The 11,751-nt window shown below is 44.8% G+C and carries 15 protein-coding genes; 4 read left to right on the top strand and 11 right to left on the bottom strand.

Annotated features, from left to right (window positions below):
* The 4 genes from R7P35_RS15000 to R7P35_RS14985 form a co-directional block, all read right to left on the bottom strand.
* On the bottom strand, positions 1-176 hold a 176-nt coding region (locus R7P35_RS15000), incomplete at its 3' end, for a nitronate monooxygenase (RefSeq protein ID WP_318092289.1).
* A gap of 187 nt (positions 177-363) precedes the next feature.
* Entirely contained in the window at positions 364-1,767 is a 1,404-nt protein-coding gene (eat, locus tag R7P35_RS14995) for an ethanolamine permease (RefSeq protein ID WP_213904400.1), read from the bottom strand.
* Between the two features lie 11 nt (positions 1,768-1,778).
* Complete coding sequence (gene eutC / locus R7P35_RS14990) at positions 1,779-2,663, bottom strand: ethanolamine ammonia-lyase subunit EutC (protein ID WP_213904399.1); 885 nt, start codon at positions 2,661-2,663, stop codon at positions 1,779-1,781.
* Positions 2,656-4,068 (bottom strand): ethanolamine ammonia-lyase subunit EutB, encoded by a 1,413-nt coding sequence (locus tag R7P35_RS14985; protein WP_213904398.1) that lies wholly within the window; start codon positions 4,066-4,068, stop codon positions 2,656-2,658. Before R7P35_RS14985 ends, eutC begins: the two co-directional genes overlap by 8 nt.
* 184 nt (positions 4,069-4,252) lie before the next feature.
* On the opposite strand from R7P35_RS14985, the gene R7P35_RS14980 reads away from it, so the two are divergent.
* Positions 4,253-5,203 (top strand): helix-turn-helix domain-containing protein, encoded by a 951-nt coding sequence (locus R7P35_RS14980; RefSeq protein WP_017819780.1) that lies wholly within the window; start codon positions 4,253-4,255, stop codon positions 5,201-5,203.
* Positions 5,204-5,247: 44 nt separating this feature from the next.
* On the opposite strand, the gene R7P35_RS14975 is transcribed toward R7P35_RS14980, so the two are convergent.
* Positions 5,248-5,775: a TetR/AcrR family transcriptional regulator gene (locus R7P35_RS14975; protein WP_005373975.1), complete on the bottom strand. Its 528-nt coding sequence runs from the start codon at positions 5,773-5,775 to the stop codon at positions 5,248-5,250.
* A 122-nt stretch (positions 5,776-5,897) separates the two neighbouring features.
* Between R7P35_RS14975 and R7P35_RS14970 the strand changes: the two genes are divergently transcribed.
* A complete protein-coding gene (locus R7P35_RS14970) occupies positions 5,898-6,119 on the top strand; it encodes a hypothetical protein (protein ID WP_017819779.1) in 222 nt (73 codons plus the stop codon).
* 98 nt (positions 6,120-6,217) lie between these two features.
* Here R7P35_RS14970 and R7P35_RS14965 read toward each other — a convergent pair whose 3' ends face one another.
* Positions 6,218-6,589: a VOC family protein gene (locus R7P35_RS14965; protein ID WP_005373979.1), complete on the bottom strand. Its 372-nt coding sequence runs from the start codon at positions 6,587-6,589 to the stop codon at positions 6,218-6,220.
* A 59-nt stretch (positions 6,590-6,648) separates the two neighbouring features.
* Entirely contained in the window at positions 6,649-7,539 is an 891-nt protein-coding gene (locus R7P35_RS14960; RefSeq protein WP_017819777.1) for a LysR family transcriptional regulator, read from the bottom strand.
* Positions 7,540-7,648: 109 nt separating this feature from the next.
* Between R7P35_RS14960 and R7P35_RS14955 the strand changes: the two genes are divergently transcribed.
* Positions 7,649-8,260: a LysE family translocator gene (locus R7P35_RS14955; RefSeq protein WP_017819776.1), complete on the top strand. Its 612-nt coding sequence runs from the start codon at positions 7,649-7,651 to the stop codon at positions 8,258-8,260.
* Positions 8,261-8,390: 130 nt separating this feature from the next.
* On the opposite strand, the gene R7P35_RS14950 is transcribed toward R7P35_RS14955, so the two are convergent.
* The 3 genes from R7P35_RS14950 to R7P35_RS14940 form a co-directional block, all read right to left on the bottom strand.
* Positions 8,391-8,600, bottom strand: a complete 210-nt coding sequence (locus R7P35_RS14950) for a hypothetical protein (protein ID WP_005373984.1) — start codon at positions 8,598-8,600, stop codon at positions 8,391-8,393.
* Between the two features lie 105 nt (positions 8,601-8,705).
* Positions 8,706-10,304, bottom strand: a complete 1,599-nt coding sequence (gene groL / locus R7P35_RS14945) for a chaperonin GroEL (protein WP_158155724.1) — start codon at positions 10,302-10,304, stop codon at positions 8,706-8,708.
* Between the two features lie 33 nt (positions 10,305-10,337).
* Positions 10,338-10,628, bottom strand: a complete 291-nt coding sequence (locus R7P35_RS14940) for a co-chaperone GroES (protein WP_005373989.1) — start codon at positions 10,626-10,628, stop codon at positions 10,338-10,340.
* Between the two features lie 267 nt (positions 10,629-10,895).
* On the opposite strand from R7P35_RS14940, the gene R7P35_RS14935 reads away from it, so the two are divergent.
* Positions 10,896-11,246, top strand: a complete 351-nt coding sequence (locus R7P35_RS14935) for a rhodanese-like domain-containing protein (protein WP_054865459.1) — start codon at positions 10,896-10,898, stop codon at positions 11,244-11,246.
* A 93-nt stretch (positions 11,247-11,339) separates the two neighbouring features.
* On the opposite strand, the gene R7P35_RS14930 is transcribed toward R7P35_RS14935, so the two are convergent.
* Positions 11,340-11,738, bottom strand: a complete 399-nt coding sequence (locus tag R7P35_RS14930; RefSeq protein WP_005388696.1) for a GFA family protein — start codon at positions 11,736-11,738, stop codon at positions 11,340-11,342.
* Positions 11,739-11,751 lie beyond the last annotated feature (13 nt).

Below are 11,751 nucleotides of genomic sequence, written 5' to 3'. Positions count from 1 at the left end.
ATAAGTTGAAGTTCTTTTACGATGGCGTCTTTGTTCAGCATTCCACAAGGTAACGAGCCAAGCCCGCCAACATTACTGACGGCGATGGTCATTTGGCTGTCTTGCACACCGGCCATTGGCGCTTGAATAATCGGTAACTCTGTTCCCAAAAGTGTATTAAATACCTTGTTTATCATGATCTTTCCTTGAAAACTTAACCTTTACCTGTGATGGATCTGCGCCATCGTTATCCAGACTAGACTTTCACATGATTAAACACTTATAAAGTTAAAGTGATGCATTTGTGCGCTATGCACTTTTGATAGAAATGACAAAGGGAGCCTATGGCTCCCTTAATATGCTGAATAAAAAGAATCAAAGTGACTATCGTACGACATCTGATTCAAGCTCTAGCTCTGCCACAGACAGCATGGCAAACTCTTCCTCGGCGGTTGCTGCCACCAATTTGTTGCGGCTGTATAACCCATAATAAACACCACCGATAAGAAACAATCCCATTGTCATGAAAAAGGCTGAGGGATCAAAAGCATAAACACCTGTCATTGCGATCAAAGAAAGCACCAGAGAAATACTCGAAGTAATTATCCCACCAGGCGTTTTATATGGACGAGTTAATTCCGGCTGTTTAATTCGCAATAAAATATGGCTCAAGGACATTAATGCGTACGATACAGTCGCACCGACAGCAGCCATCGCCAAGATTAAGTCCCCCTCACCCGTAAGTGAAACCAAGAACCCAAAAACGCCCGGAACCAAAAGCGCACGAGAAGGCACTTTTTTGTCACTGGTTAATGACAAAGTTTGCGGTAAATAACCCGCGCGGGAAAGCGCAAACACCAAGCGACTGTAACCATAAATGATTGAAAAGAAAGAAGCGATAAGGCCAGCCAATCCAAGTAAGTTCACGGCCATTGCTACCGTTGAATTGCCCGTAAGCTTTAGGGCGTCAACTAATGGCACCGCGCTATCGCCTATGACCTTTGAGCCAACCGCACCAGCCAAAAGGACGACTACGAGAGTTGCGGTTAGCAATAAAAACAGCATCGCACCAATGATGCCTTTGGGAACATCTTTTGCCGGATTTTTTGCCTCCTCTGCCGCTAAAGGCACACCTTCAACCGCAAGAAACAACCACATTGCAAATGGCAACGCAGCCCATACGCCATACCACCCAAACGGCAAGATTTCTGTTGCCTGAGCCGTCGCCGGAGCAATATCGAATAAGTTATTAACGTCAAAGTGACCAATAAGCACAGCAGCAGTAATGAGAATAGCTAGCACAGCCAAACCGCTGATGACCATCATTACTTTGAGAGCTTCGCCAACACCTGCCATATGAATAGCGATAAAGACGGCGTAGAAAAGTGCGTAAACAACAGGGCCATCGATACCAACCAATTCATTCACTGCTGAGCCAATAAAAATCACTATCGCAGCAGGCGCTAGCGCATATTCAATCAAAACTGATAAGCCAGTGAAAAAGCCACCTGCCGGCCCCATCGCCTGTCTTGCGAAGCTGTAACCACCACCCGCAGCAGGAATAGCCGCAGACATTTCAGCTAAAGACAATACTAGCGTGAAATACATTACTGCCATCGCGATAGCAGCAATAAGAAAGCCTCCCCATCCTGCTTGAGCGATGCCAAAGTTCCAACCGGCGAAGTCACCAGATATAACATAAGAGACACCTAAGCCAGCAAGTAAAATCCAACCTGCGGTGCCTCTTTTTAGCTGCCTTTTGGCCAAGTACTCCTGATGTTTAGACATAGTAAATCCTTCTACTTTGATGAAATTAAAAAGTTGTCGCTGTGTTTATCTTCAACACTTGCGCCACTTGGCTCATTGATATCGGAGCGATCTTTCAGATTCACTCCTGACAGTTGTAATTTTCGAGCCTCCTTGAGCAAGTAAAATGCGCGTTCACAGGCATCGTCATAGTTGAGCCCCTGAGGGCGCACATTGGAAATGCAGTTTCTTTGGGAATCTTTAGAGCCTCGTTTAGCCCCCCAAGTGAGATACATACCCATGCTATCCGGAGAAGTTAGACCGGGTCTCTCTCCAATTAAAACCAGCACGGCCTTGGCGTTAAAACATTCACCAACATCATCCCCTACCGCTACTCTTCCTTGCTTTACGATTGTGATAGGTGCGAATTTCCATTGATGTTCATCATCAGCGCTTAAAAGAGAAGTCAATCGAGTAACAACAGGCACGGCATGGTTTTGAATTGCGACGGAAGAAAGTCCATCAGCAATAACAATCGCAAGATCAATGTCAGTGTTATGCTCATTTGCTATCGAGTTGAGCGTTTGCCAAGAAGATTCATCAAGCAGCCTTCCTAAATCTGGCCTTTGCAGGTACATAAGCCGGTCACTCACTTGACTGCTCACTACCACTGGAGGCTCTAAGGTATTTTCAAGAATCGAGTAAGAGTCCGATAAACCAGCAACGAGAGAGTCAACATTCAAACTGCAATGCACTGCATCCATAGCTTGGGCATGATCCAGCTGAAATGAGAGTAACTCGTTGGTTGGTACACTGTTTCCGCTACGACCCAGAGCGATCCGAGCAGAGGTGAAGTCACGTAACTTGCCCCACGGGTTGTGTGTGACAACTCCAGACTCATCTTGTGGGGACTGAGCAATGGTGATTACTTTACCCATGAGAATACCCCTTATTCAGTTGGTTAATTGCTCCCGAAAACGAGCGAGAGATTTGCTCACTTAACCGAACGTCTTGCACGCTCTCGAAAATCTGCATCTCCATTAACCATTTTTCAAACTCTGGTGCTGGCTTCAAACCGAGTACTTTTCTTGCGTAAAGGGCATCGTGAAATGAGGTAGTTTGATAGTTGAGCATGATGTCATCAGACCCTGGAATACCCATGATGAACGAGCACTCGGCCACACCTAATAGTGTCAGCAAGTTATCCATGTCATTCTGATCGGCATAGACATGATTGGTGTAACAGATATCGCAACCCATAGGTAAACCAAGCAACTTCCCACAGAAATGATCTTCAAGCCCAGCACGAATGATCTGTTTGCCATCAAACAGATACTCAGGGCCAATAAACCCAACGACAGTATTAACCAACAAAGGATCGAACTGTTTCGCGACAGCATAAGCGCGGGCTTCACAAGTCTGCTGATCGACCCCATGAAATGCATTCGCAGACAGCGCTGTACCTTGTCCGGTTTCAAAATACATCACATTGTTTCCTACGCTACCTCGATTCAAAGACAACGCGGCTTCATGGGCCTCTTTCAAAATCGACAAGTCGATTCCGAAGGTATCATTCGTCCCTTGCGTGCCGCCTATCGACTGAAAAACGAGATCGACTGGTGCACCCATTTCAATGGCTTCGATCGTGTTCGTGACATGAGTTAACACACAAGACTGAGTCGGTATTTGATAGTGTTGAATCACCTCATCCATTAAGTTCATTAACTTAATAGCTTGAGGTACATTATCTGTTGCCGGATTGATACCGATAACCGCATCGCCATTTCCGTACATCAGACCATCAAAAATGGTCGCTGCGATACCGTTGAGAGAATCAGTGGGATGATTCGGCTGTAAGCGAGTAGACAGGCGACTCGGCAAACCAATCGTATTCCGAAAAGCCGTGACAACTTGGCATTTTTTAGCAACGAGAATCAAATCCTGGTTGCGCATAATCTTACTGACTGCGGCCACCATTTCTGGTGTTAAACCTTGACGAATTTTAGCCAACGTTTCACCATCGGCTTCTTCACTCAGCAGCCAATTTCGAAAATCTCCGACCGTCAAGTGCTCAATCGGCTTAAAGGCTTCAAGGTCATGCGTATCGATAATTAGGCGAGTGATATCGTCGCTTTCGTATGGAATAACCGCCTCGTTAAGAAACGTTTTAAGTGGTAACTCAGACAGCGCCATTTGTGCGACTACACGTTCTGCCGCTGACTGAGCACAAACCCCGGCTAACGCATCGCCTGAGCGCTCCGGTGTCGCTTTCGCCATCAAGTCAGCTAATGACTTAAAGGTATAGACTTTACTTCCTTGTTGCCGACGATAAGTTGCCGTCATTGCTCTTCCTCTTCACTATTTGGTTCGCTTTTTGCTGAACTATCAATAAGCTTTAAGAAAGTATTGCCAAATGTGTTCCGTAGCGTTATCAAAAACTGGCAACATTTATAAACCAATAATAAACAATGAGTTATGTAAATACTGCTCCAACATGACTCACAAAAAAGGAATGAGCATCACAAGGATGAGTAACCAAATGCCCCAAACTGCACCAATGCTGTGCATCCATCACACTAAGGATGCAAACCAACAAGCTGCGAGTCTGATAAACTGGCAACAGGAATATGACCAACTCAGCGATGGTCGATTTTTAGGTCAAATTCGAGAACGACGATTTCCCAATTTCCATGTGTTTCGTGAAGACAGTAACCGCTCGCTAAGACAGCAATGCAGGGTTGAAGAGGGAGGTATTTGGTTGGGTTTGAGTGCGGAAAATAAGCCGCTACACCTAAATCACAGTCAGTTTAATTCAAGCCAGCTTTTGCTTAGGCAAGGTGGCGCTGATTTTGAGTTAATGACACCGGAGCAGTTTTCTATCTATGGAATAGTGCTCGACAAAAACTTCGTTCACATCATAGAAAATCAACTTGAGCTTGGGAGTATCCAGAACAACATATTTCACTTAACGGGTTTGACGGAAAAACACATTCAACAACTTAAATACTACTTAGGCACGTTACTTGGTTCCGCCGAGCCAAGATGGTCTGAAACCACACATCAAGCAATCTTAAAAGACATTGTGCTGGAGTTGTTCTCACTCAGTTCACTGCACACGAGCCATCCGATATCAATCTCTCATCGTCAACACGTGATGCAGCGTATAAAACAACAGCTACAGGATCTAGACTACCGTACACCAATAACCGTCAGTGAACTGTGTGACGCAGTACACGTCAGTCGTCGCACACTACAGTACACCTTTGAACATTGCTGTAATACTTCCCCAAAGCAGTTCATACATCGAATGCGCCTGAATCAAGTACGTAGAGTGCTACAAAGCCCTGAAGATAATCGAACAATTGCAGAAATTGCTTTTGACTTTGGTTTTTTCCATCTCGGGCAGTTCAGTCAAAGCTACAAGCGGCTATTTGGTGAGACGCCAACTGAAACGAGAAAATGGGAGTCCAGCAAATAAGATGACAGGCAGTATATTCTTTCAGATCCTGCGTTGGGGCCATGTTATGCAGTCGCAATGATTTGCTGAAACTTAGCATGAAGCTCTTCAAGTGCCGCTTCAACATCCGGTTCTGCACGGCTCAAGTGCGAGATTAACGTCATAAAATAGCAGTCAAAAATCAGCGGTATTTTTCCCTCAAGGACGGAGCTTCCGTTTACAGATTGAAACAAAGCTTGGTTAAACGACTGATAATAATCCAAATCCCAAATCACTTCTTTCAACAAAGCTCGGCTCAGCTCAACGTTCGCAAAATAGTAGCGATAGTATTTCTCCGTCAGCGCCAAACCAATGTCGATATCGGTTTTACCTTCCACACTGACTAGCGTTTCTTGGCTGATCTGTTGCAGTTGCGCCAGCATCCCTTCGCGCAAAATCGACAGTTTAGTCGGGAAATGGCTAAACACTGTGCCATCGGCTACTCCTGCTTCTCTCGCTATCTGCCTTGTGGTCGTCATGTCATAGCCATTTTGAGCAAAAGATGCCCATGCGGCTTTTAGAATTTTATCTCTGGTTTGTTGTCGCTTCGTCATTGATGTGTCTGCTTAATGAGCCTGAAAGGATCATACCTTGCGTGGTTGAGATTGACAAATTGAGCGCGCTCATTTATAAAATTGAGCATGCTCATTTTATATAAAAACAAAAGGAATCGCTCATGTACGTATTAAACAAACTAGGCCAAGGATTGATTTTCTTCCCGACCATCTTCTGCTTTTCGTATATTTTAAGACCGATATTAATGGTCATCCTTATTCCAGGAGGACTCGCACTTTTGGCGTTAATCGGTGGCGCAGAAGTCAGAGCAGAACTCAAAGCCATGCTGCTTGAGGAGCTTTTTGGCGTTAGCCCATCGCACACCACCTCGAAAAAGGCGTGAGTGCGCTACAAACGTTGGCAAGGCTAAGTAAAAAAGAAAACGCGCAGATATCGAGATCTCAATACCTGCGCGTAGATGTGGTGAAAATAAGACTGGCGTTAGTCAGTATTCATGTTCTGGCCAATTCGCCATAAAACGCCACTAGGGTCAAACAAACAACATTCGCGCATGCCCCAAGGTTGCTCGACCAGCTCAGTCAAACGCGAACCAAATTCTTCATGACCCACTTTGGATAAGTGCTGATGCCAGCTTTCTGCGTCTTCTACGAGCAAGTGCATCATGAAGTTATTGCCGTGTTCTGGCTCATAAAAATTCTGTAAAAGAAACGCGCAGCTACCTTGAGAGAAGTATGCTACATCACCGAAGTCCGATGCCATTTCAAAGCCAATCGCCTCATAAAAACGTTTTGATAGCGCGTAATCTTTCGCCGGAACAAATGATTTGATTTCAACAATATTGAGGTTTTCCATTTCCAATTTCCTAAGCCTTTTTCCATAAAACTGACTGACGTAATCTCGCTCTATGCCTTCTATTCGCCTTGCGTAATCTGCTGTGATGACAGTGGCACACACTCTGCCATTTGCGTTTGTAACCACGTGATAAATTTATGTTCGAGTTCTGTACGCTTTTTATCTTGACTCAATAAAACGTAATTGCAACTTGATGGAGAAAACCCAAATGGTGCGACCAAATTACCACGCTTAATATCGTCCATGACAAAAGGATACGATCCCATTGCGACGCCTAAGCCATCCACCGCTGCTTGTATGCAAAAATAAAAATGCGTGAATGATTGCTGAGTGTTGCCGTTGAAAGTTTCACAACGTGTTGATTGCTGCCAATCCGCCCAAGCATTCGGTCTGGTTTGGCTATTCAACAATCGAGCTGCTTTCAAATTGTCTTTAATGGATTGCCAATACTCAGGAGAAAATACCGGCCCCACCCACTCTTCCACAAGAATGGTTTTGTCGTAATCGTGATGCTGCGCAAAATCGTCTCGACGAATCGCCATCGAAAGCCCAGTTGATCCTAATGTTACCGGGCCACCAGCCGTCGACAAACGAACATCAGCACGGTGTTCATCATTAAACGCGGCCAACCTTGGCATCAACCAGCGCATGGTTAATGTCGGTTCACAAGACACTTCAAGATGCTGATGCTTCTCTTGCATAAGCGTATTCACGCCTTTTTCTAGCGTTTGGAATGCCGTTTCTGTGTATGTCTTGAGTAATTCGCCTTCTGCCGTCAACACGACTTTCCTGCCCTCTTTGAAGAACAAAGGTTGAGACAGATATTGCTCAAGTTGCTTGATCTGCTTACTCACGGCTCCGTGGGTAATGTTCAGTTTGTCAGCCGCTTCAGTGTAGCTTGAAGAACTCGCCGCAACGTGGAAGACATAAAAAGATTTCAGGTGACGCATCTGTGAGTTTTTCTCACCAATATGGGAATATTTTTCGATTATAGTCAGTAATAAAGACGCCTACAATTCCGCTACATCCCAGACTTCATCATTCAAACAGGAAATCGATATGGAATTTGTAACTCTTGCGTTATTAGGTGTGCTTATTGTTATTAGCCCTGGCGCAGACTTTGTTTTGGTATTAAGAAATAGCTTAAATCAAGGACGAAAAGCAGGCGTGTACAGTGCGATTGGTATCAGCATGGCGATCAGCATCCACATCGCATACTCCATGCTGGGGATCAGTTACTTAACTTCACAAAATGAATGGTTGTTTAATCTCGTGCGCTATCTTGGGGCCGCTTATCTTGTCTACCTTGGGATTAAAGGAATATTCTCCTCGCAGCCTGCGTCAAACTCAGAAACCATTCAACAGAGCGAGTATTCAATGTGGCGATTTTTCATGCAGGGATTTCTGTGTAATTTACTCAATCCCAAGACGATGCTGTTTTTTCTGAGTATTTTTAGCCAAGTGATTTCTCCCGACTCTAATCAGCAACACATCGCCTTTTTTTACGGGATTTATATGATTGCGCTGCATGGTATTTGGTTTTCTATCGTTGCTGTTTTATTCACGTCATCCCAGCTACAAGCTTTCTTGTTGAAGATTAAGCATCGACTCAATCAAGCATGTGGGGCGGGATTGATCATTTTCGGCGCAATGCTGGGCTTAAAGGTGTAGTGCGCTTGCGGTCCGATTACCCCAGTTCAAATTGATCATTGAACAAGTGGCAGTAATCAAATAAAATTCACATTATCAATACTTTAAATTAGAAAAAAACAGCCAACGTGCGCTGGCTGTTTCGATACAGTTAATGGATGACCCGAGCGTCCCCTTTAAATAACTGAGACAGATCGATAGTGAATATCGTCACTGTCGGACGTTTAGGCAGAGCATTTTCGATCGAAAACTCTGGCCCAGCTGGAACGAGGGGGAAGTGAATAGCAGTCGGCCACGTTGACGAAGCTTCATTACCGCCCGGCTCAGATATTGAGAAAGAAAACGCAGGTAAACGGGTCATAACACTTACCTCAAATGACTGATTAGCGGGCTCAAGCGAGCCCGCTTAGGTTTTGCAATGTTATTGTTATTTTAACGCTTACTTAATCACTAACGATTGATGACGTTAGATATCAAGTTCTTTGTCTTCAACGTGGTTGGTGATCATCGCTTCAGTGGTGATCATCAAGCCAGCAACAGACGCAGCGAATTGAAGCGCTGAGCGTGTTACTTTCGCAGGGTCCAAGATACCCATTTCGATCATGTTGCCGTATTCACCTGTTGCAGCGTTGTAACCGTAATCGGCATCACCCGCTTTGACAGCGTTCGCCACAACAGAAGCTTCGTCACCTGCGTTAGTTGCGATTTGACGAAGAGGCTCTTCCATTGCACGTAGGGCAACTCGGATACCCACGTTTTGGTCATCATTGTCGCCTTTTAGATCCGCCAATTCTTTCGCGATCTTAGTTAGAGCTACACCACCACCAGCAACAATACCTTCTTCAACCGCTGCGCGAGTAGCGTGTAGCGCATCGTCCACGCGGTCTTTCTTCTCTTTCATCTCAACTTCGGTTGCAGCGCCGATCTTGATCACCGCTACGCCGCCAGAAAGCTTCGCAACACGTTGTTGAAGCTTGTCTTTATCGTATTGAGAGGTGGTTGTTTCGATTTGTTTTTCAATCGAAGCCACACGATCAGTAATCGCGCTTGCTTCTGCTGCGCCACCCACAATGGTTGTTGTGTCTTTGGTGATGGTCACTTTCTTCGCACTACCTAGTTGCTCTAACGTTGCTTTTTCGAGCTCTAGGCCGATTTCTTCAGAGATGACCGTACCAGCAGTTAGTACCGCAATGTCTTCCATCATCGCTTTACGGTTGTCACCAAAGCCAGGCGCTTTCACCGCGGTCGCACGCACGATGCCGCGCATGTTGTTCACAACCAATGTCGCTAGCGCTTCACCTTCGATGTCTTCAGCAATGATCAATAGCGAGCGAGAAGATTTCGCCACTTCTTCTAGTACAGGCAATAGCTCGCGGATGCTGCTGACTTTTTTGTCCACCAATAAGATGTATGGGTTGTCTAGCTCGACGCTGCCATTTTCTTGGTTAGTGATGAAGTATGGCGACAAGTAACCGCGGTCAAATTGCATACCTTCAACCACAGACAATTCGTTGTTTAGACCTTGGCCTTCTTCAACCGTAATCACGCCATTGCGACCCACTTTCTCCATCGCTTCTGCAATGATTTCACCGATCGCGCGATCGCTGTTTGCAGAAATGCTACCCACTTGGGTGATAGATTCTTTGTCGCTGCATGGCTTAGACATTTCACGTAGTTTCTCAACCGCCGCTTCAGTGGCCTTGTCGATACCACGTTTTAGGTCCATTGGGTTCATGCCAGAGGCTACCGCTTTAAGACCTTCATTGATGAAAGATTGCGCCAGTACGGTAGCGGTCGTTGTACCGTCCCCCGCTTCATCATTCGCTTTGGACGCCACTTGTTTCACCATTTGTGCGCCCATGTTTTCGAACTTATCTTTCAGTTCGATTTCTTTCGCTACAGACACGCCATCTTTGGTGATGGTTGGCGCGCCGTAAGATTTATCAAGCACAACGTTGCGGCCTTTCGGGCCTAGTGTCACTTTTACTGCGTCCGCCAGTAAGTTCACACCTTTCAGCATTTTTTGACGTGCGTCATTAGCAAATAATACGTCTTTTGCAGCCATGGTTATCTCCTCAAAAAACTACTACAAAAATAATTACTCAACGATTGCTAACACATCAGATTCGGACAGAATTAAGTATTCTGCGCCGTCAATTTTCTCGGTTTTCACGCCGTAACCGTCATTGAAAATGATTTGGTCGCCCACTTTGACTTCCATCGCAGCGCGTTCGCCATTTTCAAGACGTTTACCTAAACCAACAGCAATGACTTTCCCGCGGTTTGATTTTTTCACCGACTGAGAAGTTAAAACGATTCCCCCTTCAGATTTATTTTCCACCTCTTGTCTTTCAACAATTAGCTTGTCATTTAAAGGACGAATTTTCATTTTTAAGTGCCTCCTACTTGGAACCAAAAATAAAAGACAAAATAAACATCAAGATGGATTTGCGAGTCGACAGCTCGCTTTCGATGAAAATAATAAGGTCGAAAAATGAGAGTTCAAGAGGTGAATTTGATAAAAAATTTTTATTAAATTAAATAAAATTTTCTATCGAATTATCGTATTCACAACCACTTAGCATCTCTTTATGATGGAAAATGTGCTCAATCAAATCTAGAGTGGTTACGTACTCTTAAAAAGGATAATCAAACAATGAAAAAGGCCGTATCTCTATTTCTTGCAACGTTATGCGTGGGCTTCCTCTCACCCAACGTGTCGGCTTCTGAACGCGCTGAACAAGGGTGGCAATTGATTGACAAGGGCGCGATGATTGTCGATGTGCGCACGCCGCAAGAATTTTCTGAAGGGCATTTGGATAATGCCGTCAACTTCCCTTTATCTGAACTTGATAAACATTTTCAAGACGTCGATAAAGATCAAGCTATCGTGTTGTACTGTCGCAGTGGTAACCGCTCTGGCAAAGCGTATCAATACTTAAAATCGCAAGGCTTTACGAATCTGCACAATGCAGGTGGCTTTGAAGAACTACAAGACGCCAAATAGTCGTCTCCGTTCTAATATACAAAGTAAAAGCACAGAGCGTGTCGCAAGCGTATTGTAACGCGCTCTGTTTCTAAATACTTATCTACAACAACTCTATTTTGGCCCTGCATCAAATTGAGTCAGGTTATCCGATATCTCGAGCCACGGCGCTTTCGACGCGACAAAAATATGGAAATCAGGCTTGTGAGAAGGTGTGTCATCCAAGATACCAAGGCGAATATTGACGATCCCATTGTTCTTTTTCGAATACAGGCTCGATCCGCAGTGGCGACAAAAGCATAGCATGGTATTTTCGCTTTTCTGATAAGTTTGAATATCTTCTTTCCCTTGGATAATAAGCAGTTTATCCAACGCAATACCACCGGCAGATGAATAGTCAGAACCTGTGAACTTGCGGCATTCAGAGCAATGGCAATTTCCCATGTACTTAAATTCATCTGCCACTTCCAACTTTACCTTGCCGCACAGACATGAGCCTTTTAGTACTTCCATTTGAATTCCTTTT

This window comes from Vibrio sp. Vb0304, assembly GCF_033338995.1.
Classification (GTDB): Bacteria; Pseudomonadota; Gammaproteobacteria; order Enterobacterales; family Vibrionaceae; genus Vibrio; species Vibrio alginolyticus.
This window is presented reverse-complemented; position numbering and strand designations above follow the sequence as displayed.

Bases quoted from the DNA above. Each gene is read 5' to 3' on its own strand.
- eat (WP_213904400.1), bottom strand. From the start codon at position 1,767: ATGTCTAAACATCAGGAGTACTTGGCCAAAAGGCAGCTAAAAAGAGGC.
- eutC (WP_213904399.1), bottom strand. From the start codon at position 2,663: ATGGGTAAAGTAATCACCATTGCTCAGTCCCCACAAGATGAGTCTGGA.
- R7P35_RS14985 (WP_213904398.1), bottom strand. From the start codon at position 4,068: ATGACGGCAACTTATCGTCGGCAACAAGGAAGTAAAGTCTATACCTTT.
- R7P35_RS14980 (WP_017819780.1), top strand. From the start codon at position 4,253: ATGAGTAACCAAATGCCCCAAACTGCACCAATGCTGTGCATCCATCAC.
- R7P35_RS14975 (WP_005373975.1), bottom strand. From the start codon at position 5,775: ATGACGAAGCGACAACAAACCAGAGATAAAATTCTAAAAGCCGCATGG.
- R7P35_RS14970 (WP_017819779.1), top strand. From the start codon at position 5,898: ATGTACGTATTAAACAAACTAGGCCAAGGATTGATTTTCTTCCCGACC.
- R7P35_RS14965 (WP_005373979.1), bottom strand. From the start codon at position 6,589: ATGGAAAACCTCAATATTGTTGAAATCAAATCATTTGTTCCGGCGAAA.
- R7P35_RS14960 (WP_017819777.1), bottom strand. From the start codon at position 7,539: ATGCGTCACCTGAAATCTTTTTATGTCTTCCACGTTGCGGCGAGTTCT.
- R7P35_RS14955 (WP_017819776.1), top strand. From the start codon at position 7,649: ATGGAATTTGTAACTCTTGCGTTATTAGGTGTGCTTATTGTTATTAGC.
- R7P35_RS14950 (WP_005373984.1), bottom strand. From the start codon at position 8,600: ATGACCCGTTTACCTGCGTTTTCTTTCTCAATATCTGAGCCGGGCGGT.
- groL (WP_158155724.1), bottom strand. From the start codon at position 10,304: ATGGCTGCAAAAGACGTATTATTTGCTAATGACGCACGTCAAAAAATG.
- R7P35_RS14940 (WP_005373989.1), bottom strand. From the start codon at position 10,628: ATGAAAATTCGTCCTTTAAATGACAAGCTAATTGTTGAAAGACAAGAG.
- R7P35_RS14935 (WP_054865459.1), top strand. From the start codon at position 10,896: ATGAAAAAGGCCGTATCTCTATTTCTTGCAACGTTATGCGTGGGCTTC.
- R7P35_RS14930 (WP_005388696.1), bottom strand. From the start codon at position 11,738: ATGGAAGTACTAAAAGGCTCATGTCTGTGCGGCAAGGTAAAGTTGGAA.